At 56.4% G+C, this 20548-nt stretch carries 15 protein-coding genes; 4 read left to right on the top strand and 11 right to left on the bottom strand.

Annotated features, from left to right (window positions below; genetic code table 11):
• Window positions 1-49: 49 nt before the first annotated feature.
• Both RIKMI_RS0106465 and RIKMI_RS0106460 read left to right on the top strand, forming a co-directional pair.
• The gene (locus RIKMI_RS0106465) at window positions 50-1090 is read left to right on the top strand and encodes an acyltransferase family protein (RefSeq protein ID WP_027290937.1); all 1041 of its coding nucleotides are present in this window, start codon (window positions 50-52) and stop codon (window positions 1088-1090) included.
• Between the two features lie 3 nt (window positions 1091-1093).
• Entirely contained in the window at window positions 1094-2272 is a 1179-nt protein-coding gene (locus tag RIKMI_RS0106460) for a DUF418 domain-containing protein (protein ID WP_027290936.1), read from the top strand.
• Between the two features lie 373 nt (window positions 2273-2645).
• Here the strand turns inward: RIKMI_RS0106460 and RIKMI_RS0106455 are convergent, their stop codons facing one another.
• Both RIKMI_RS0106455 and RIKMI_RS0106450 read right to left on the bottom strand, forming a co-directional pair.
• Window positions 2646-3680 carry a PLP-dependent cysteine synthase family protein gene (locus tag RIKMI_RS0106455; RefSeq protein ID WP_027290935.1) on the bottom strand — a complete coding sequence of 345 codons (1035 nt, stop codon included), beginning with the start codon at window positions 3678-3680 and terminating at the stop codon, window positions 2646-2648.
• Between the two features lie 248 nt (window positions 3681-3928).
• Window positions 3929-5134, bottom strand: a complete 1206-nt coding sequence (locus RIKMI_RS0106450; protein ID WP_027290934.1) for a hypothetical protein — start codon at window positions 5132-5134, stop codon at window positions 3929-3931.
• A gap of 367 nt (window positions 5135-5501) precedes the next feature.
• On the opposite strand from RIKMI_RS0106450, the gene RIKMI_RS0106445 reads away from it, so the two are divergent.
• Together RIKMI_RS0106445 and thrA are read left to right on the top strand one after the other, a co-directional pair.
• The gene (locus RIKMI_RS0106445) at window positions 5502-8465 is read left to right on the top strand and encodes a PEP/pyruvate-binding domain-containing protein (protein ID WP_027290933.1); all 2964 of its coding nucleotides are present in this window, start codon (window positions 5502-5504) and stop codon (window positions 8463-8465) included.
• A gap of 87 nt (window positions 8466-8552) precedes the next feature.
• Window positions 8553-10997, top strand: a complete 2445-nt coding sequence (gene thrA, locus RIKMI_RS0106440) for a bifunctional aspartate kinase/homoserine dehydrogenase I (protein ID WP_027290932.1) — start codon at window positions 8553-8555, stop codon at window positions 10995-10997.
• Window positions 10998-11078: 81 nt separating this feature from the next.
• Here the strand turns inward: thrA and RIKMI_RS0106435 are convergent, their stop codons facing one another.
• The 9 genes from RIKMI_RS0106435 to RIKMI_RS0106385 form a co-directional block, all read right to left on the bottom strand.
• Window positions 11079-11387: a DUF3467 domain-containing protein gene (locus tag RIKMI_RS0106435; protein ID WP_027290931.1), complete on the bottom strand. Its 309-nt coding sequence runs from the start codon at window positions 11385-11387 to the stop codon at window positions 11079-11081.
• A gap of 101 nt (window positions 11388-11488) precedes the next feature.
• Window positions 11489-13030: an Rne/Rng family ribonuclease gene (locus RIKMI_RS0106430; RefSeq protein WP_027290930.1), complete on the bottom strand. Its 1542-nt coding sequence runs from the start codon at window positions 13028-13030 to the stop codon at window positions 11489-11491.
• A gap of 809 nt (window positions 13031-13839) precedes the next feature.
• Window positions 13840-14133, bottom strand: a complete 294-nt coding sequence (locus RIKMI_RS0106420; protein WP_027290929.1) for an HU family DNA-binding protein — start codon at window positions 14131-14133, stop codon at window positions 13840-13842.
• Window positions 14134-14207: 74 nt separating this feature from the next.
• Window positions 14208-14726, bottom strand: coding sequence for a 2-amino-4-hydroxy-6-hydroxymethyldihydropteridine diphosphokinase (gene folK, locus RIKMI_RS0106415; protein ID WP_027290928.1), 519 nt, complete (start codon window positions 14724-14726; stop codon window positions 14208-14210).
• A 9-nt stretch (window positions 14727-14735) separates the two neighbouring features.
• Window positions 14736-15869: an aspartate aminotransferase family protein gene (locus RIKMI_RS0106410; protein ID WP_027290927.1), complete on the bottom strand. Its 1134-nt coding sequence runs from the start codon at window positions 15867-15869 to the stop codon at window positions 14736-14738.
• A gap of 392 nt (window positions 15870-16261) precedes the next feature.
• On the bottom strand, window positions 16262-17263 hold the full coding sequence (gene argC, locus RIKMI_RS0106400) for an N-acetyl-gamma-glutamyl-phosphate reductase (RefSeq protein ID WP_037291625.1): 1002 nt from the start codon (window positions 17261-17263) through the stop codon (window positions 16262-16264).
• A gap of 342 nt (window positions 17264-17605) precedes the next feature.
• Window positions 17606-18820 carry an argininosuccinate synthase gene (locus RIKMI_RS0106395; RefSeq protein WP_027290924.1) on the bottom strand — a complete coding sequence of 405 codons (1215 nt, stop codon included), beginning with the start codon at window positions 18818-18820 and terminating at the stop codon, window positions 17606-17608.
• Between the two features lie 337 nt (window positions 18821-19157).
• Entirely contained in the window at window positions 19158-19754 is a 597-nt protein-coding gene (locus RIKMI_RS13265; RefSeq protein WP_037291623.1) for an N-acetyltransferase, read from the bottom strand.
• Between the two features lie 286 nt (window positions 19755-20040).
• Window positions 20041-20547, bottom strand: coding sequence for a hypothetical protein (locus tag RIKMI_RS0106385; protein WP_037291619.1), 507 nt, complete (start codon window positions 20545-20547; stop codon window positions 20041-20043).
• Window position 20548 lies beyond the last annotated feature (1 nt).

Below are 20548 nucleotides of genomic sequence, written 5' to 3'. Positions count from 1 at the left end.
ATACCCAGTATGTCAAAATTTTTAAATTTGTATATCGTAAAAACGAACTATGATCGACACGCTGACATCCTTGCGTTTCATATTCGCCACAATGGTATTCGGAGCGCATTGTTACGTGATCGACGGCTTCTTCGACGCCCATTTTTTCAAAGAAGGGTTCGTCGGCGTCAGTTTCTTTTTCGTATTGAGCGGTTTCATCATAGCCTATAACTATCAAAAGAGACTCCAGGATAAGAAGATAACCAAACGCACGTTCTGGGTGGCCCGCATAGCGCGGATCTACCCCCTGCATTGGCTGACGCTGTTTCTCGCCGCGATATCGGGCGGCTACGTCGTCGCGTCGGGCGTTCTGGACTGGTTCGGGCATTTTCTGACCTCCCTGACGCTGACGAACGCCTACATCCCCGAAGCCGGTTATTTCTTCTCTTTCAACAGTCCCTCGTGGAGCCTGTGCTGCGAACAGCTTTTCTATATCTGTTTCCCCTTCCTCGTTCCGCTGGCCAGGGATTGGAGACGGCTGCTGGGCGTTTCCGGCCTCGCGGCGGCGTTGATTGTCGCCGGTATGTATTTCACGCCGGAAAACGATATCAAAGGATACTGGTATGTCAATCCCGTTACCCGTTTGCCCGATTTCCTCGTCGGCATGCTGTTGTTCCGTCTGTATGAACGGCTGAAAGACAGGAATATCGGCCGTTTGCAGGGAAGCCTGCTGGAAATCGGCTCCGTCGCATTGTTCCTGGCCTTTTACTTCGGCGCTGCCGAAATACCGAAAGTATATCGGTACTCCTGTTTCTACTGGCTGCCGGTCGCGGCCGTACTGATCAGCTTCTCGTTACAGAAGGGCATGCTTTCCCGTATCTTGTCCAACCGCCTGCTGGTAGCAGGGGGAGAAATCAGTTACAGCTTTTACCTGATCCACCTTTTCATACTGCTGTCCTATGCCGAATGGCAAAAAGAAACCGGGGGCCATATAGCATGGTATATCGCCGTCCCGCTTCTGTTCTGCGTCGTCATAGGGCTGAGTCTGCTGTCTTACCGTTATTTCGAGAAACCGATGAACAAACGTGTCAAATCACTGTTAAACCGATAACTCATGGAACGAGCTGCCCTGAATACCTCCCGTATAGAGGTCGTGGACGCCCTGCGGGGCTTCGCCGTCATGGCCATCATTCTGGTCCACAACCTGGAACACTTCATTTTTCCCGTCTATCCGACCGATCCGCCGGGCTGGTTGCACATCCTCGACCAGGGCACTTTCGGCGTCGTCTTCGCTCTCTTCGCCGGCAAAGCCTACGCTATTTTTGCCCTGTTGTTCGGCTTCACGTTTTACATACAGACCAGCAATCAAAAAAAGCTGGGCAAGGATTTCGGTTATCGCTTTTTGTGGCGCCTGGTGCTGCTGGCCGGTTTCGCCACGCTGAATGCCGCCTTTTTCCCCGCCGGAGACGTTTTGCTGCTGTTCGTAGCGGTCGGGCTGGTGCTGTTCCTGACCCGGAACTGGAGCGACAAAGCCCTTCTGATAGCTGCTGTCGTTTTTCTGTTGCAACCTGTCGAGTGGTATCATTATATCGCCAATACGGTGAATCCCGCCCATACCTTGCCCGATCTCAAAGTGGGAGAAATGTATGCGGAGGTGGCGGAATATACCCAAGGAGGGAATTTCCGGGAATTTATCCTGTGCAATATCGGGTTGGGACAAAAGGCGAGCCTTTTCTGGGCCGTCAATGCCGGGCGGTGCTTCCAGACGGCGGGTCTTTTCCTGCTGGGATTCTATATCGGCCGGAAGCGGCTTTTCGTTCCGGACGAAACCCATTACCGTTTTTGGATGAAAACGCTGATCGTTGCGGCCGTCGCTTTCGCTCCTTTGTTCGCGCTGAAAGAGCTGGTCATGGATAACGGCGCCATCGTACAACAAACGGTGGGAACGGTTTTCGACATGTGGCAGAAACTGGCTTTTACGCTGGTGTTGGTCTCTTCTTTCGTGCTCCTGTACCGCAGCCGGAAATTCAGCGCGACAGTCGGCCCCCTGCGCAGTTACGGCAAAATGAGCCTTACGAACTATATCTCACAGTCTGTCATCGGGGCGTTCATCTATTTCCCGTTCGGCTTGTATCTGGCTCCTTATTGCGGATATACGGCGAGCCTGCTGATCGGTTTTTGCACATTCCTGTTGCAGGTCGGGTTCAGCCGGTGGTGGCTCTCGCATCACAAACAGGGACCTCTGGAATATCTCTGGCATAAATGGACCTGGATAGGCACAAACAAAGCATAATACGATACAACGTTGCCAAAAAACGGAAAGTGACTCCCCTGAGGCGATGCAAACCCTCGCAAAAGCTCCGACGGAGTCCGCTTCTGGGGACCCACAGCCGAAAGGAGCGTAAAAACGTATCCGATAATATACACCGACAGGTAATTATATCCTATTTTACACCGCATCGTTTTTTCGGTTCGCGCCGAACCCTCCGGGTCTTTTACCCGGGTTTGCACCGTCTCATGCCGTTCGGCGCCGGGCCGAAACGGGGCTTGTGTAAGGTCGTATATAGCTCCCCGATATATCCAGTACATTAAACCCGCCCGGCACCGCAGGGCCGGACGGGGAAATTATTTCCGCTTTTAGGTAAAAGTTACCTTTTTAACCGGCTTTAAAACGAAGGATGCCGGGCCGTCGCCTCCACCTCCAGCAGTTCGATGTCCGGGGTCAGGTAATTTTCCCGTACCGGTTCTTCGCCGCCGTAGTCTGTCGTCAGGTATTTTTTGTTATCGTCCGGGAACACCGTTACGGGGCAGGCGTAGCCGAAAGTCTCCTGTACCCGGACGGTTCCGAGGAAATTGGCGCCCGACGAGATGCCGACGCCCAGCCCCAGTTCCCGGGCCAGCATCTGCGCCATCCGTATCGCGTCGCCGTCCTCCACGGCGACAATCCCGTCCGCCGCGCCCAGATTCACGATAGGGGGAATAAAGTCGTCCGAAATGCCCTGTATGCGGTGCGCTCCCGTTTTGTGCCCGGTCGAAAGAACCGGCGACGAGGCCGGTTCCAACGGATGCACCCCGATCGTCCGGTTCAGAGTCTTCAGGTAACTTCCGACCCCCATCACCGTTCCTCCGGTTCCCACGCCCGCGACGAAAGCGTCCGGGCGCAGCCCCCGGTCGCCCATTTGCCGCGCGATTTCGGGGCCGGTAGTCCGGTAATGAGCTTCGCTGTTGAGCGGATTGCCGAACTGGTCGGGCAGGAATACCTCCCGGTTTTCCCGGGCCATCGCTTCGCACCGGGCGATGCTGCCCGGAAATCCGCCTTCGGCCCGGCTGACCGGCTCGATCCGCGCCCCGAAGCTCCGCAGGAGCCGTACGCGCTCTTCGCTCATCCAGTCAGGCATGCAGATCGTGACCGGATGGCCGAGCAGCCGCCCCAGGGCGGCGAAAGAGATGCCGGTATTGCCGCTGGTGGCTTCGGCGATCGGTTCGCCGCCGCGCAGTTGTCCGCAGCGGTAGGCTTCCCGCAGGATATGGAAGGCCATGCGGTCTTTTATGCTGCCTGTGTAGTTGTAATATTCGGCTTTGGCATAAAGGGTGCGTACCGGTCCGTGCCGATAGGAGTACCGGATGGCGAGCAGAGGGGTATTCCCGATCATCGGGGCGATCCGTTCGAGCCGTTCCAAGGCGTCGTTCACAGGTTTCATAGGTCTGAAAGGTTGGCGGAACGGTGCGGCCGGGAAACGGTTCCGGCGCCCGTTCCTTCGGTTGAACAAAGGAAAGTGCGCCGGATCATGGATGTATCTCTTAGGGTCTGCCGTGCCTGCTTACGTCGCTGCACTCCGGCGCCTTGTGCATGGCAAGGCATACGCATGTCTGTCCGTGTCCCGTCGGGGACAACAGCAGCATGCGTTCGGCCGGAAGGCCCGATAGAGGTTCGGCGTTTCCATGGCGGTTATTCGTCGGTCGGTTTTTTCGCCCGTCCCAGTTTCGGCGCCCGCTCGAAAGGTTTGTCGCGGTCGAACAGGTAGCGGTAAGTGACGTGGCGTTTGTATTTTTCGGCCCGCACGTAGCTTTCCGCCACGCGCATCATCAGGGGGTTGAAGTCGCCGATCCAGGCGATCTCCAGCGAGTTGTAGCGTCCGGGATGTCGCTCGACGTATTGTTCGAAACGGCGGATCATGCCGGCTTCGACGCCTCGTCCCTGGAATTCGGCGGCCACGCCGAAAACGAGGCCGAAAAGCCGGTCGCTCTGTTTGCGTACTTTGAGCCGCCACAACAGTTTCAGTTTGTGCCACAGGTCGAAACGACCGCGGAAGTCCCGGATCAGCAGGTTGAGATCGGGAATCATCACGAAGAAGCCGATGGCTTGTTCTTTATGGAAGGCGAAGTAGAGCACTTCGGGATCGACGACGGGAGCCAGCGTGTTCACCATTTGCAGGGCGTGCTCGAATTCCATCGGTTTGACGCCGGAGAAGGTGGCCCACCCGCTGTTGTAAACGGCCATCAGATCGCGGGCCACTTTCTTTTTGTCGCTCATGTCCACGTGCTCGAACCGATAGTCGGGGTTGGCGAAGAGCCGCTCGGCTTTCTGGTAGAGTGCTTCGGGCATGGCGTGGAGGATCATTTTCCGCAGGTAGGTGTGCTGGCTGAAGTAGTTCCGGAATCCGTAGGTTTCGAACAGCCGGCCGTAATAGGGCGGGTTGTAGTTCATGCCGTACAGGGGCAGGGTGAAACCTTCGACGAGCACGCCCCACCATTGCATACGGTCACCGAAGTTGATCGATCCGTCCATGGCTTCCAGTCCGCGTGCGGCGAGCCAGCCGCGTGCGGCGTCGAACAGGGCGTCGGCGGCCGATTGGTCGTCGATGCATTCGAAAAAGCCGCATCCTCCGGTGGGCTGGGGTTCGTTGGCGCTCAGTTCCCGATTGTAAAATGCGGCGATGCGGCCTACGGTCCGGCCGCTGTCGTCATGCAGGGTCCACCGGATGGCTTCTCCGTCCTGGAACAGGGGGTTTTTCCGGGGGTCGAAAATATTCTCTATGTCGGGATCGAGGGGCTGCACCCACATGGGATCGCCGTCGTATATGCGGACGGCCATCCGGATGAATTCTTTCGCTTCTGCTGCCGTTTTTACCTCCCTGAGCCGGTATTTCCCCATAATTTCCTTACTTTTACTGTTAATCGTTCGTTTATCCGTACTTTCAGGTTCGAGGGTACTGTTCTCTTTGTGAACAAAGAGAACCAGAAAAACTTTTTGAGATGCTGGCGCATCTCCTGAGCCTGCCGGGTACCTGTTGTCTTTGATTGTTTTGTCTTGTAATCGCCGGGGCTAATTAAGTATAAACATGCGATATAGCCCCGGCGATTACAAGACAAAGAAAATTTCAATGCCAAAGGACTGCGGAGCCTGAGGCGCACACAGCTGCTCGAAAGTTTCTTTGGTTCTTTCTTTGAAAAGAAAGAACGGTTGCCTCAAACATCAATGTACAAATAAACGAACGGTTAAGAGCAAAAATAGGGATAAAATGGGGAAGTACAGCGAGAAATTCTTTGTGGACATCGATTTTCATAATTTGATGCAGCAGCGCATCACCCGGATACTGCTCGTATGCAGTTCCTACGACCAGTTCACCCTTGAAGAAGACGGTCATATCGAAGCCCAGATCGTGCGCGAGTACGGCGACCTGAGTCTGACCAACCCGCCCACCTTCACCCGCGTCAGTTCCGGCTTCGAAGCCCTCGAACGGTTACGCAGCGGCGAACGTTTCGACCTGATCATCACCATGTTCAACATCGGCGAGATGGACGTTTTCACCCTTTCCCGCAAAGTGCGGGAACAATGGCCCGGCATTCCCTTCATCCTGATGAGTTCCTTTTCGCGCGAAGTAGCCCGGCGCGTCGTGGAAGCCGACACCTCCGCCATCGACTACATGTTCAGCTGGCAGGGCAACGCCGACCTGATCCTCGCCATCATCAAAATGCTCGAAGACCGGATGAACGCCCGCGAAGACATCCTCGGCATCGGCGTGCAGGCCATCCTGCTGGTCGAAGACAACGTACGTTTCTACTCCGCCTACCTGCCCGACCTCTACCGCATCATCATCCAGCAAAGCAACGAATTCGTGCGCGAAGCGCTCAACGAACAACAGCGGATGCTGCGCAAACGCGCACGGCCCAAAATCCTCTTCGCCCGATCCTACGACGAAGCCATCCGGTACTACGAACTCTACAAAGACAACCTGCTGGGGATCATCTCCGACGTCTCCTTCCGCCGGGGAGAGGAACCGGGCGAGATCGACACCTGCGCCGGCCTCGAACTGTGCCGCCAGGTGCTCGGCGACCGTCCCACCATGCCGATCGTCCTCCAGTCCACCAACATCGCCCACCAGCGCGACGCCGCCGAGATGGGCGCCGACTTCATCCATAAAAAATCCAAACACCTGCTGCGCGAACTCGCCGACTTCATCAACCGCCGTCTGGCATTCGGCGATTTCGTCTTCTACGACCCCCTGACCGGGCAGGAAGTGGCCCGCGTGCGCGACCTGGGACAGATGCAGGAGGCGATCGAACATATTCCGACCGACATCATGACCTACTACACCGCGCGGAACATGCTCTCCAAATGGCTTTACGCGCGGGGGATTTTTTCGCTGGCCCACATGCTGAGGGCCGTGACCAACAGCACGTTCGACAGCCCCGACGAGATGCGGGAATTCATTCTCGGCGCCATCAAAGGCTACCGCCGCCAGATGGGACAAGGCGTGGTGGCCGAATTCGTGCCGGAGACCTACAACCAGTTCATCAGCTTCGCCCGCAGCGGCGCCGGGTCGCTCGGAGGCAAAGCCCGCGGGCTGGCCTTCATCGGAAACATGCTGGAAGAGTACAAACTCTACGACAAATGGGACGGCGTGCGGGTGACCATCCCGCGGACGCTGGTGCTGGCCACCGACCATTTCGACCGGTTCATCGCCGAGAACGGCTTGCAGTATATCCAGAGCGAAGATATGGACGACGCAGACATCCTGTCGGAATTCACCGGTTCGCGGCTGCCCGACAAAGTGGTCGAAGACCTGCGCGTATTCCTGCGCAACGTGAAGCGGCCGCTGGCCGTGCGGTCGAGTTCCAAGCTGGAGGATTCGCATTTCCAGCCCTTCGCCGGCATCTACTCCACCTACATGGTGCCCCGCGCGGACAACGAAGACCAGATGATCCGCATGCTGGGCAAGGCCATCAAGGGGGTCTACGCGTCGGTCTATTATCGTGCCAGCCGGGCCTACATCGAAGCCAGTTCCAACAGCCTGGCGGACGAAAAGATGGCCGTGGTGATCCAGGAGATCTGCGGCACGGCCGACGACGGATACTTCTTCCCCACCCTGTCGGGCGTGGCGCGTTCGCTGAATTTCTATCCGATCGGAGACGAAAAGCCGGAAGACGGTATCGCCAACATCGCGTTCGGGCTGGGCAAACTGGTGGTCGAAGGAGGAATCACGTTGCGCTTTTCGCCGGCCTATCCGCAACGCGTGCTGCAACTCTCCACGCCGGAACTGATGCTGCGCGACACGCAGCGGGTGATGTACGCCCTCTCGCTCGACCCCTCGAAACTGCGGACTTCGACCGACGACGCGGTGAACCTGACGAAATTCGAAATCCCGAAAGCCGCCCGGTTCCGCAACATGAAATACGTGGCCTCGACCTGGGACGCGCTGAACCAGTCGGTGAGCGACTCGCCGAACGAGAAAGGGCGCAAGCTGATTACGTTCGCGCATATCCTGAAATACGACACTTTCCCGCTGGCCGAGATCCTGCGCGATTTGCTGCGGATCGGGGCCGAGGAGATGAAATCGCCGGTCGAGATCGAGTTCGCGGTGAATATGGACGTACCTTACGGGCACGAAAAGATTTTCAATTTCCTGCAAATCCGGCCGATCGCCGAGGCCACACAGCGCGACCGGCTGGACTGGTCGGCGCCCGAGGCGCGGCCGGAAGGGGCGATCCTGTATGCGGAGTCGGCGCTGGGGCTGGGACGCATCGAAGGGTTGCGGGACATCATTTATGTCAGGACGGGCGCTTTCGAGCGTTCGCAAACGCCGCAGATGGCGCAGGAGATCGACGCGCTGAACACGCAGATGAAAGAGGAGGGACTGAATTACGTGCTGGTCGGGCCGGGACGCTGGGGGTCGAGCGACCCGTGGCTCGGTATCCCGGTGGTATGGCCGCAGATTTCGGAAGCGCGGGTGATCGCCGAATGCGGCCTGGAGGATTTCCGGGTCGATCCGTCGCAAGGGACCCACTTTTTCCAGAACCTGACTTCGTTCGGAGTGGGATACATGACGCTGAACCCGTTCCAGCGGGACGGGGTATTCGACGCTGCGGCGCTGGACGCTCTGCCGGCGACGGCGGAGACGGAGCATTTCCGGCGGGTGTCGTTCCCGGACGACCTGTTCGTCTTCGTGGACGGCAAGAACAGCCGCGGAATCGTTCGGCGGTAGCCCTCTCCGGACGGAAACGTATGCCAATCCGGTAAATTTATATATCTTGCGGGTTCGAAAAACGAACCAACCGAAAGTAACGAAACGATGAAAGTATTCAAATTCGGAGGCACTTCCGTAGGGAGCGCCGAAGGACTGCGGAATATCCAGCGGATCATCGGCGACGAAGCCGGCCGCGTAGTAGTGGTCGTTTCCGCCCTCGGCGGGATTACCGACCTGTTGATCGCCACCAGCGAAGCGGCCGCCCGGGCCGATGCCGGGTATCTGGAGATGTACGAAACCATCTGCCGGCGGCACCGGGACGCGGTCGCCGAAAGCGTGCCCGCGGAACGGCAGGCCCCTACCCTCGCTGAAACCGGCGTACTGCTCGACGAGTTGGGGAATATCCTGCGCGGCGTGTTCCTGATCCAGGACCTTTCGCCCAAAACGACCAATACCATCGTCAGCTACGGCGAGCGGCTCAGTTCGCTGATCGTCAGTCGTATCATCGACGATGCCATGCTGCGCGATTCGCGCGCTTTCATCAAGACCGAACCCTATTTCAACAAGCATATCGTCGATTTCGCGCTGACCAACGAGCTGGTGCGGAGCACCTTTGCCGACAACGCCCGCGTGAGTGTCGTGCCCGGCTTCATCTCGTCCGACAAGACCAGCGGCGAAGCCACCACGCTGGGGCGGGGCGGGTCGGACTATACGGCGGCCATCATCGCGGCAGCCGCCGGAGCCGAGGTACTGAACATCTACACCGATGTGGACGGCTTCATGACCGCAGACCCGCGCGTGATCGGCAAAGCCTACCTGATCGAAAGCCTCACCTTCCTCGAAGCGATGGAGCTTTGCAATTTCGGGGCGAAGGTCATCTATCCGCCGACGATTTTTCCGGCTTATAACCACAATATCCCGATCTATATCAAAAACACCTATCGTCCGGAATGCCCGGGAACCTATATCTCGCGGGCGAAAACGGCGGCCGACGGCGATGTGCGCAAAGCGATCAAAGGGATTTCGTCGATCAACGACAGCTGCCTGCTGACTATCCGGGGGTTGGGCATGGTCGGCGTGATCGGGGTCAATTACCGGATATTCAAAGCGCTGGCCAAGGCCGGCATCAGCGTGTTCCTCGTATCGCAGGCATCGAGCGAGAACACGACTTCGATCGGCGTGCGGCGCGACGACGCGGAGCACGCCCGCGAGGTGCTGAGCCGCGAGTTCGCGCAGGAGATCGCCATGGGCGAGATCGACGAAATCATGCTGGAGTGCGATCTGGCGACAGTGGCCATCGTGGGCGAGAACATGCGGGGATGTCCGGGCATCGCAGGCAAACTGTTCGGCACGCTGGGCCGCAACGGGATCAACGTGGTGGCCTGCGCACAGGGGGCCAGCGAGACCAATATCTCGTTCGTAGTCAAGGTGGAGAGTCTGCGCAAGGCGCTGAACGTGATTCACGACTCCTTTTTCCTGTCCGAATACCAGGTGCTGAACCTGTTTCTGACCGGGATCGGGCTGGTCGGCGGTTCGCTGATCGAGCAGATCCGTTCGCAGCAGGCCGAACTGCTCCGTACCAATGCGCTTAAAATCAACGTCGTCGGAATTTCCAATTCACGGCGCAGCATTTTCGACCGCGAGGGGATCGACCTGTCGACTTACAAAGAACGGCTCGAAAGCGAAGGGATTCCCAGCACGCCGCAGACGGTACGGGACAAGATCGTGGAGATGAACATCTTTAACTCGGTGTTCGTGGATTGCACGGCCAGCCCTGCCGTGGCGGAAATTTACGGCGACCTGCTTTCGCACAACGTTTCCGTCGTAACGGCCAACAAGATCGCGGCGTCGTCCGACTACGGACATTATGCCGCGTTGAAGAACACGGCCCGCACGCGGGGCGTGAAGTTCCTGTTCGAGACCAACGTGGGCGCCGGACTGCCGATCATCAACACGATCAACGACCTGCGCCACAGCGGGGATACCATTTTGGGCCTCAAGGCGGTGCTGAGCGGGACGCTGAACTACATTTTCAACGTGCTGGCCGAGGATGTGCCTTTCAGCCGGGCGGTGGCGATGGCCAAGGAGGCGGGTTACGCCGAACCGGATCCGCGTATCGACCTGAGCGGGACGGATGTGGTGCGCAAGCTGGTGATCCTGGCACGCGAATCGGGCTATCGGGTGGAGCAGGACGACGTGGTGAAAAACCTGTTCGTACCGGACTATATTTTCGAGGGTTCGACGGACGATTTCTGGAACAAGGTTCCGGCGCTGGACGCGGCTTTCGAGGAGAAACGGCGGGCGTTGGCCGCGGAGGGCAAGAAATGGCGGTTCGTGGCTTCGCTGGAGGGCGGTGCCTGCTCGGTCGGCCTGCAGGAGGTCGAGGCGGGGCACCCGTTCTACGACCTGGAGGGGAGCAACAACATCATCCTGATCACGACCGCGCGTTACAACGAATACCCGCTGCAGATCAAGGGTTACGGCGCGGGAGCGTCGGTGACGGCGGCGGGCGTCTTCGCCGACATCATGTCGATCGCGAACATCCAGTAAGGGGATACGCTGCCTGAAAACGAGCCGGGCCGTAGTCGGAGATCCGACTACGGCCCGGTCGTATATGACGGCGGCGCGAAGCTATGCCTGTCCGAATCCTCCTCCGAACCCTACGATAGGGGGCGTTTCCGGCGTGTGCATTTCGATTTTGCCCACGATATTCTCGTACCGCGCGATATTTTCCTGCAACGAAAGCAACAGGCGTTTGGCGTGTTCCGGCGTCAGGATGATCCGGCTTTTGACCCGGGCTTTGGGCATGCCGGGCATCATACGCACGAAATCCAGCACGAACTCCGATGCCGAATGGGAGATGACGGCCAGATTGGCATAAGTGCCCTGCGCCACTTCTTCGTTCAGCTCGATGTCCAGTTCGACTTTCTGATCGGTCATAAGAAAAAGAATTTAACGATAGCAAAAATAGACAAAAAAGGAGCCCCGCGAGGCTCCTTTCTGTCAGTTTCTATCAACAATCCGTCAACAAGCGCGTGCCTCTATATCGCATCGCCCAACGCATTGTAAAATTTGTAGTCGATCATCCCCAGCGAATCGTTCGGAATGATTTTGATGACCGCCCCGTATTTGACGCACCATTTGGCCCGTTTGCTGACGATTCCCCGGTTGATATACGCCGCCACATACGGATGCACGTGGATCTTGAGCAGCTTGTAATGCTTCTCCCGCACATAGTAGGCGATCTGGTTCTCGATCTGGGCGTCCAGCAGCACCGAGGGGGCGATTTCGCCCGTTCCGTGGCAGGTCGGGCATTTTTCGTTGATGACGATCTGCGTTTCGGGCCGAACCCGCTGCCGCGTAATCTGCATCAGACCGAACTTCGTAAGCGGCAGGATATTGTGTTTGGCCCGGTCGTTCGCCATCGCCTTGCGCATCGCCTCGAGCACGGCGTTCCGGTTCTGGGCCGTATGCAGGTCGATGAAGTCGATCACGATGATGCCGCCCATGTCTTTCAGTCTGAGCTGACGCGCGATTTCCGGCACGGCGTTCAGGTTGCACTCCAGTGCGTTGGCCTCCTGCGATTCGTCGCTCTTGGCCCGTTTGCCGCTGTTCACGTCGATCACGTGCAACGCTTCGGTATGTTCCACGATCAAGTAGGCCCCGCGCTTGAAAACAACGGTACGGCCGAACAGTTGCTTGATCTGTTTGGTGACGTCGAACTGGTCGAAAATGGGGATGTTCCCCTTGTACATTTTGACGATTTTCTCAGACTCCGGTTCGATGGCCGAGATATAGTCTTTCACCTCGTGGAAGATCTGTTCGTTGTCCACGTGGATATGGGTGAACGAATCGTTGAGCAGGTCGCGCAGGATCGTGGTCGTCCGATTCTCTTCGCTCAACAGCAGGTGCGGCGGCTGGGCGTGCTGCAACGCCGAGAGGACGCCTTCCCATTTGGCGATGAGGCTGGCGATATCCGTCTCGATATCTTCGGCGGTTTTGCCTTCGGCGGCCGTGCGGACGATGGCCCCGTAATTACGGGGCAGGATATTTTCGACGATGCCGCGCAGCCGTTTTTTCTCTTCGTTGGAACGAATCTTCTGCGATATGTGCACCTTATTGGAAAGGGGAATCAGCACCAGGTGGCGCCCGGCGATCGAGATGTCGCTGGTGATGCGCGGCCCTTTGGTCGATATCGGCTCCTTGGCGATCTGGACGATGACGTGCTGGCCGTTCGAGAGCACGTTGGCTATCTTGCCTTCCTTGCCCAGATCGTTCTGTATCTTGAGCGCGGAGAAGTCGATTTTCTGGTGTTTGCCGTTCACCTGCTTGACCACTTCGTTCAGGGTCGGGAAAGCGCTGCCGAGGTCGAGGTAGTGCAGAAAAGCGTCTTTCTGGTACCCCACATCGACGAAAGCGGCATTCAGCCCTCCCATCACTTTGTGGACTTTGCCGAGATAGATATCGCCGACGGTGAACGAGCTTTTGGTCTTCTCCCGGTTGAGTTCGACGAGCTGCCCGTCTTCCAGCAGGGCGATGTCTATTTCGGTCCCCGTGGAGTGGATTACTAACTCTTTTGTCATTTCGTATTCTCTAATGCTATATAAACGCACGAATGTTCCGCCTGAGTATATCGTGCGGCAGGACGGAGCAAAACGTTATCTTTCGGCCGGTTCCCGCAGGAATCTTTCCGGCTGTAACCGGGAAAATCCGGTCGCCGGCCTCCCCTTTACGGGGTTCATGCTGCCGGCTTGCAACCCAATTTCCGGCCGTTCTCCGGGAAGACCGAACGGTTTCCCAAGACCGCCCGTCAAAGGTTTTCCCTGCCGCCGCTCCCGAGCGGCTGTTTCCGGATAAACGTTTAAAACAAGATAGCTGCTTACGACTTTACCCTGTTCTGTTTCCATGCCTGATTTCCAAATATTTCCGGCCCGCGTACTTTTGAGCGGAGGCCTCCGGCCGGAACGTCGCCGCCGTTTTCCGCCAGGGTTTGCGGTACTTCATTCAGGAAGCACCGCAGGGTCGTGCGGGCGTACAGGAAGATCATCGCCCGGTTTCGGGCAAGGTCGTATATACTTACCTAAAACAAAACCTAAAGGCCGCCGCGCATGATAGTCCGGGGACTTTAGGTTTTCGAGTATCGTTTCCGGGGCGCCGTTTCCCTGGCGTTCCGCCTTCGGCCGGCGGCGCCCCCGGAAAAATCTACCTATTTTTTCTTTTTATGACGGTTCTTGCGAAGACGTTTCTTGCGCTTGTGGGTAGATATTTTGTGCCGTTTTCTTTTTTTTCCGCTAGGCATGACTACGTGGATTTAGGTTTGACAATCTGGTTAATTATTCTTCGGATGCCCGCATCTCCCGTCCCGCGGAGCGGAACGCGGAAAAAGCGAACGTTATTTCTTCTCGATCGATTTGGCTTTCACTTCGCCGGCGAAAGTTTTGGAGGGCTTGAACGCCGGGATGTTGTGCGCCGGGATGGTGATGGTGGTGTTCTTGGAGATATTGCGGGCCACTTTCTGCGCGCGGCGTTTGATGATAAAGCTGCCGAAGCCGCGCAGATAGACGTTGTTGCCGGCCATCATGGTCTCCTTGATGTTCTCCATGAAGGATTCCACCACCTGCTGCACCTGTACTTTCTCGATGCCTGTGCTCTTCGCGATTTCGCCTACGATATCTGCTTTTGTCATGACGAGTGTCGTTTTGTTTATTTATGTGATTACTATTTATTTACGTCGCAAACGGATTGCAAATATAGGGTAAATTATTGAGAATCGCCCAACAAAATCGAATTAAATAATTCTTTCAGGCTGATTTTCAGGCCCGGATGCACGTATCCGGGCCGGATTTCGGCGGCAGGCTCCAACGCGAAGAGTCGTTCGGCGAAGCGGGGATGGGGTACTTTAAGCCGTTCCGTATCAATAATTTCGGAGTCGTAGAACAGGATGTCGATGTCGATGGTGCGGCACCGGTAGATCCGTTCTCCGGCGGCGCCGTATTCGGGGCGGTGTTCCGGACGGCCCAACTCCCGTTCGATCTGCTGGATAATGTCGAGTACCTCTTCGGGAGCGGCGTCGGTCTCCGCGACGACGGCCTGATTCATGAAGGGCTGCCGTTTCTCTCCGTCGGCGAAAGCGCCCCAGGGTTCGGTCTCGTATTCCCGCGAGACCAGCAGGAGCGGGCCGACCGCCGCGGCGATGCGCGACCGGGCGGCCGCAAGTACGGCCGCCCGGTCGCCGAGGTTGCCGCCGAGCAGCAGCATGACCTGATGCGGTTTTTCCATGGAAGCGGATTAAGCCAGCAGCTTGCGGAGTGATGCCAGCAGTTTGTCGCAGTTCTCGCGGCTGATGTTCAGCGCGGGGAGCAGCCGGAAGGTGTTTTTGTCGGACGAAGAGCCGACGAAGATGTGCTCGTCGAACAGCAGTTTTTTGCGGAACGGGGCGCTCTCTTCGTTCAGTTCGACGCCGATCATCAGCCCTTTCCCCCGAACCTCCTTGATTTTCGGCAGTTTACGGAGTTCGGCGAGCAGATAGTCGCCGGTTTGCCGGGCGTGTTCCACCAGGTTGTCTTCGGCCATCACTTCGGCGACGGCCAGGGCGGCGGCGCAGGCGAGGTGGTTGCCGCCGAAGGTGGTGCCCAGCATGCCGTATTTCGGTGCGATATGCGGCGCGATGGAGATCGCGGCTACAGGGAATCCGTTGCCGATCCCTTTGGCCATGGTATAGATGTCGGCATTCATGCCGGCCCAGTCGTGGGAGTAATATTTGCCGGTCCGCCCGCATCCGCACTGCACGCTGTCGGCGATATAGACGGCGCCGTACTTGTCGCACAGTGTCCGTATTCTCCGCAGGTAGTCGTCGGAAGCGATCCGGATGCCGCCGACGCCCTGTATGCCTTCGAGGATTACGGCGGCGATTTCGTCCCCTTCTTTGGCGAAGAGGTTTTCGAGTTCCTGCTCGTCGTTCAGGGTCACGAAGATCACGTTGTCGGTCCGGTTCACAGGAGCCACGATATTGGGATTATCGGTAGCGGCGACGGCGAGCGAGGTGCGTCCGTGGAAGGAGCCGTGCATGGCGACGATCTTTTTCCGCCCGGTGTGGAACGAGGCGAGTTTCATGGCGTTCTCGTTGGCTTCGGCGCCGGAGTTGCACATGAAGAACTGGTAGTCGTCGTGGCCGGAAAGTTTGCCTATTTTGTCGGCGAGTTCTTTCTGGGCGCTGATCTTCACGGAGTTCGAGTAAAATCCCACTTTCCGTATCTGGTCGGTGAGACGTTCTACGTAATGGGGGTGGGTATGCCCGATGGAAATCACGGCGTGGCCGCCGTAAAAATCCAGATATTCCTGCCCTTTCTCGTCCCAAACGCTGGAACCGAGGGCTTTTACGATTTCGATGTCGTAAAGGGGATATACGTCGAATAATTTCATGGTTTTGTCGTTTTATGAGTTCGTTTTTGTACCTACCCGCAGAGAACCGCCGCTTTTTGAAAAAGCGGGTCTGTTGGGCTTCCGGGGTGGCTACTGCTAAGTTTCCGCGTCAGCGGACAGGCCGGAGCCACCCCCGGCGCAGGCCTGCAACATCGCTTCGCTCGTTTTGACCTCGCTGGCTCCGGCTACGCTCCGTTCGCCAAAACAGAAAGACTCCAGCAGATTAAGAAGGAGCGCAACTGGCTCAGAAGTCTTGTGGATACCTTTTTTCCAGCGGTCTCCTCCTCGCCGCATCGCCATATTCAAACCTGCGGTTTGTATGGCGCACGCTGGCAGCGTCGGTTGTTCACAAAAAGAACAGTACCCTCCAGAGAGTAGAAATAAACGAACGGTTAAAATGCCAGCGGTTTGAGTCGCAGGCCGGCCGTTTCCGGCAGGCCGCACATCAGGTTCATGTTCTGGACCGCCTGCCCCGACGCCCCTTTCAGGAGGTTATCGATAACAGACATGACCAGCAGTTTGCCCTCGTGCACCGTCAGATGTACCAGACATTTGTTCGTATTGACCACCTGTTTCAGCGAAATCGGCTTGTCGCTCACGTGCGTGAACGCCGCCGATGCGTAGAACTCTTTGTAAATGCGCTGCGCCTCTTCCTGCGTACCCGCGAAGTCCGTGTAGACCGAAGCGATGATACCGCGCGTGAAGTCTCCCCGGTAAGGAATGAAATTCACGGCTCCGGCGAACGAAGGTTCGAACGAACGGATCATTTGCCTGACTTCGCGCAGGTGCTGATGTTCGAATACTTTGTAGGTGGATAGATTGTTCGCCCGCCACGAAAAATGCGAAGTGGGGGCCAGTTTCTGACCGGCCCCGGTCGAGCCGGTGGTCGCCGAGATGTGCACGTCGCCGCGTACCAGCCCGTTGGCGGCCAACGGCAACAGGGCGAGTTGCAGGCAGGTGGCGAAACAACCGGGATTGGCGATATTTTTCGCCTCTTTGATGGCTTCCCGGTTCTGCTCCGGCAGACCGTAAACGAATGCGTGCCCGTCGATGGCGGTGTCCGGCGCGATCCGGAAATCCTGCGACAGGTCGATGATACGCACGTCTTCGGCGATTTTGTTCGCTTCGAGGAATTTCCGAGCGTCGCCGTGTCCTACGCAGAGGAACATCACGTCCACTTTGGGCAGTTGCTCGATGGCTGTGTCGGTGAAACGCATGTCGGTATCGCCCAGCAAATCGGCATGAACGTCGCTGACGAGGTTGCCGCCGTTGGAGTTGCTGTGGACATAAACCAGCTCGACGTCGGGGTGGTTGATAAGCAGCCGGACGGCTTCACCGCCGGTGTATCCGGCGCCGCCGATAATCCCGACTCTGATCTTCTTCGTTTCGCTCATAATCGCAATAAGTATTTAATCGTTCGTTTATCTGTACGTAGAGGGTAGAGTCCACTGTTCTTTCTTTGAAAAGAAAGAACCAAAGAAACTTTCGAGCAGGTTTGCAACGTCTCAGTTTGTCGAAAACCTTTTCTTGCAGACGTCATTGTTCTGTAACGGATAGGGGGCATCGGGTAACGACATTAATAGCCCCCTATCCGTTACAGAACAAGTTTTCAAAGGAAAGGTTATCCGCCAGGCCCAGGAGATGCGCAAGCATCTCAAAAAGTTTTTCTGGTTCTCTTTGTTCACAAAGAGAACAGTCACCTCAAACCTGAACAGTACAAATAAACGAACGGTTAATTATTTTTCGATTTCGTCGGGATTGACCGCATAATAGATGGCATTCTGGTTGCCGAAGATACGTCCGAATCCCTTCACGTCGTCCGACGTCCAGTTGCTCATGGTTTCGCCGTAAGCGCCGAACTTGTTCGACATCAGGTCGTGTTTCGACTCGATCCCCACCACCACGAAACGGTAAGGCAGCAGGTCCACGAACACCTCTCCCGTCACATTGCGCTGCGAACTTTCGAGGAACGCCTCCATGTCGCGCATCACCGGATCATAATACTGGCCTTCGTGCAGGTAGTTGCCGTAGAACGCCGAAAGCTGGTCTTTCCAGAACAGTTGCCATTTGGCCAACACATGTTTTTCGAGCATGTGGTGCGCTTTGATGATAATCATCGGCGCCGCCGCCTCGAAGCCCACGCGCCCCTTGATTCCGATAATCGTGTCGCCCACGTGCATGTCGCGCCCGATCGCGTAAGGCGCGGCGATATGCTGCAAATCCTGAATGGCTTTGACCTTGTCGTCGTAATGTTTGCCGTCGATGCCGACCAGCTCGCCCTTCTCGAAAGTCAGCGCGATACGTTTCGCCGGGGCGTCGTGGGCCACTTTCAACTGCGAAGGATAGGCCTCTTCGGGAAGCGTTTCGCTCGAAGTCAGCGTCTCTTTGCCGCCGACCGACGTGCCCCAGATACCCTGGTTGATCGAATATTCGGCTTTCTTGAAGTCGAAATCGACCCCGTGCGAACGCAGGTATTCGATTTCTTCTTCACGCGAGAGGCGTTTTTCGCGGATCAGCGCGATCACTTCGATCTCCGGCGCGATGATGTTGAAGATCATGTCGAACCGTACCTGGTCGTTGCCGGCTCCGGTCGAGCCGTGGCAAAGATAATCCGCACCGATCTCTTTGGCATATCTGGCGATAGCCGTGGCCTGCGAGATGCGTTCCGAGCTGACCGAAATCGGGTAGGTGCTGTTCTTGAGCACGTTGCCGAAAATCATGTATTTGATGCTCTGTTCGTAATAGGTGTGCGACACGTCGAGACGCACATAGCTTTTTACGCCGAGTGCCAAGGCCCGCTTTTCGATTTTATCCAGTTCTTCGGCCGAAAATCCGCCGGTGTCGGCCAGGGCTGCATAAACTTCAAGCCCTTTCTCTTTGGCCAGATAAATGGCGCAATAGGAGGTATCCAAACCGCCGCTGAACGCAAGCACTACTTTCTTCTTTTCCATAAAGCTAAATCTTTTTAAATGGTTCGTTTATTTGTACTGTTCAGGTTTGAGGCGACTGTTCTCTTTGTTCACAAAGAGAACCAGAAAAACTTTTTGAGATGCTTGCGCATCTCCTGAGCCTGGCGGATGACTTATCCTTTGACGATTTGTTTTGTAAGAACAGGGGGCATTCATGCAAATACAAAGGACAGCCCCCTGTTCTTACAAAACAAAAAACACAATGCAAAGGGGTATCGACAGACTGAGGAACCGCAAACCTGCTCGAAAGTTTCTTTGGTTCTTTCTTTTCAAAGAAAGAACAGTGGACTCTACCCTATACGTACAAATCAACGAACGGTTATTTAAGGTTTTCGGGTTTGGGTAAGTCAGTCGGCCACGGTACGCGGATCGTGTCCACCGCCGGGTCGAACAGCATCGCCGTGCAGAGACAGTTTTTGTGTTGTTTGCTTTGCAGGATACCGAAATTGACACAACTTTCGCACCCCTTCCAGAACGTTTCGTCATCCGTCAGTTCCGAGAAAATCACAGGGCGGTAGCCCAGCTCGTTATTGATCTTCATAACCGGGAGACCGGTAGTCAGGCCGAACAGCTTGGCCCCCGGGAATTTGACCAGCGAGAGGAAGAAAGTTTTGGTTTTGATCGCTTTGGCCAGCCCCAGCTTACGGAACTCCGGATTGATGATAAGTCCCGAATTGGCTACATAGGAGTTATGTCCCCAGCTTTCGATGTAGCTGAATCCGGCCCAGCGTCCGTCTTTATGGAACGCCACGACGGCTTTCCCTTCACGCATTTTGGACGCTACGTACTCCGGGGTACGTTTGGCGATGCCGGTACCGCGCGCTTTGGCGGATTCGGCCATCTCGGTGCAGATCTCCTGAGCGAATTTGGTATGCTCTTCGGTTGCCACGAGGACATCAAAATCATCGATTGTCATCTTGTGTGCAAGATTTATGTAGAATGTAACGGTTATTTTCCGGTTGAAAGAGGGAGTGTCCGTCCCGTTGATCAAAAGGTATGACAGACACACAATGAGGGCGTTCCTCTGTCATCTCGTCCCGTCCCGAAGCGAACGCGGGCGGGAACTGCGCAGGGGAACTATCGTCGTCGTCGCAGAGAGAGTGCGCAGGTTTTCACGATCGTCCTCGGTTTCCGGTTTTCAGAAATAACGAGGCAAAGGTATTAAAAATTTATAAGAATCGCCGATATTTTTCACCGCAGATTTACCGGGCGGTGTCGGAAGACAGGGAGGGCCGTTCCCGGACAGAAAATACGGAACGGACACTGCGGTAATAATCGCGGGTTCTTTCCGTCGAGCAATCGACCGGATAGTACGGCGGCTCGAAAGTCCGGGAAGATGCGACATAAAGCATATAATGCGGTTGCAAGGCAGCGGAGAACTTGATATTCGGCATTCCATCCTCCGGAACGAATATCTTGCGTTTGACCTGAACGGAGGCGACCGACGCCAGGAAATGGCGTTTGTTCGAGAAACTGCCGACGATCACCGTATTCCGTGCTATTTCGGGACATTCGCACAGGTTTATCAGTTCTTTGTTGATACATTCCGCGCACATGCCTTCGCCGATATACAGGATCAACGCGCTCGAATCGGTCAGGTTTTCTCGCTCGAATACCTGTTTCCAGAAAGTTTCTTCGGGAACGGGGCGGGACGTGCCGCAGCTCCAGAACGCCAAAACTAAGAAGGCTATAATCGGGATTCGTTTCATG

Origin of the sequence: Rikenella microfusus DSM 15922, from assembly GCF_000427365.1 — a bacterium.
In the GTDB taxonomy this organism is placed as follows: domain Bacteria; phylum Bacteroidota; class Bacteroidia; order Bacteroidales; family Rikenellaceae; genus Rikenella; species Rikenella microfusus.
Note: the sequence above shows the minus strand (reverse complement) of the source record. Positions and strands in the feature narration are given on the sequence as shown.

What these genes read in the sequence shown, in the direction of transcription:
- RIKMI_RS0106465 (WP_027290937.1), top strand. Translation starts at nt 50, where the DNA reads ATGATCGACACGCTGACATCCTTGCGTTTCATATTCGCCACAATGGTA.
- RIKMI_RS0106460 (WP_027290936.1), top strand. Translation starts at nt 1,094, where the DNA reads ATGGAACGAGCTGCCCTGAATACCTCCCGTATAGAGGTCGTGGACGCC.
- RIKMI_RS0106455 (WP_027290935.1), bottom strand. Translation starts at nt 3,680, where the DNA reads ATGAAACCTGTGAACGACGCCTTGGAACGGCTCGAACGGATCGCCCCG.
- RIKMI_RS0106450 (WP_027290934.1), bottom strand. Translation starts at nt 5,134, where the DNA reads ATGGGGAAATACCGGCTCAGGGAGGTAAAAACGGCAGCAGAAGCGAAA.
- RIKMI_RS0106445 (WP_027290933.1), top strand. Translation starts at nt 5,502, where the DNA reads ATGGGGAAGTACAGCGAGAAATTCTTTGTGGACATCGATTTTCATAAT.
- thrA (WP_027290932.1), top strand. Translation starts at nt 8,553, where the DNA reads ATGAAAGTATTCAAATTCGGAGGCACTTCCGTAGGGAGCGCCGAAGGA.
- RIKMI_RS0106435 (WP_027290931.1), bottom strand. Translation starts at nt 11,387, where the DNA reads ATGACCGATCAGAAAGTCGAACTGGACATCGAGCTGAACGAAGAAGTG.
- RIKMI_RS0106430 (WP_027290930.1), bottom strand. Translation starts at nt 13,030, where the DNA reads ATGACAAAAGAGTTAGTAATCCACTCCACGGGGACCGAAATAGACATC.
- RIKMI_RS0106420 (WP_027290929.1), bottom strand. Translation starts at nt 14,133, where the DNA reads ATGACAAAAGCAGATATCGTAGGCGAAATCGCGAAGAGCACAGGCATC.
- folK (WP_027290928.1), bottom strand. Translation starts at nt 14,726, where the DNA reads ATGGAAAAACCGCATCAGGTCATGCTGCTGCTCGGCGGCAACCTCGGC.
- RIKMI_RS0106410 (WP_027290927.1), bottom strand. Translation starts at nt 15,869, where the DNA reads ATGAAATTATTCGACGTATATCCCCTTTACGACATCGAAATCGTAAAA.
- argC (WP_037291625.1), bottom strand. Translation starts at nt 17,263, where the DNA reads ATGAGCGAAACGAAGAAGATCAGAGTCGGGATTATCGGCGGCGCCGGA.
- RIKMI_RS0106395 (WP_027290924.1), bottom strand. Translation starts at nt 18,820, where the DNA reads ATGGAAAAGAAGAAAGTAGTGCTTGCGTTCAGCGGCGGTTTGGATACC.
- RIKMI_RS13265 (WP_037291623.1), bottom strand. Translation starts at nt 19,754, where the DNA reads ATGACAATCGATGATTTTGATGTCCTCGTGGCAACCGAAGAGCATACC.
- RIKMI_RS0106385 (WP_037291619.1), bottom strand. Translation starts at nt 20,547, where the DNA reads ATGAAACGAATCCCGATTATAGCCTTCTTAGTTTTGGCGTTCTGGAGC.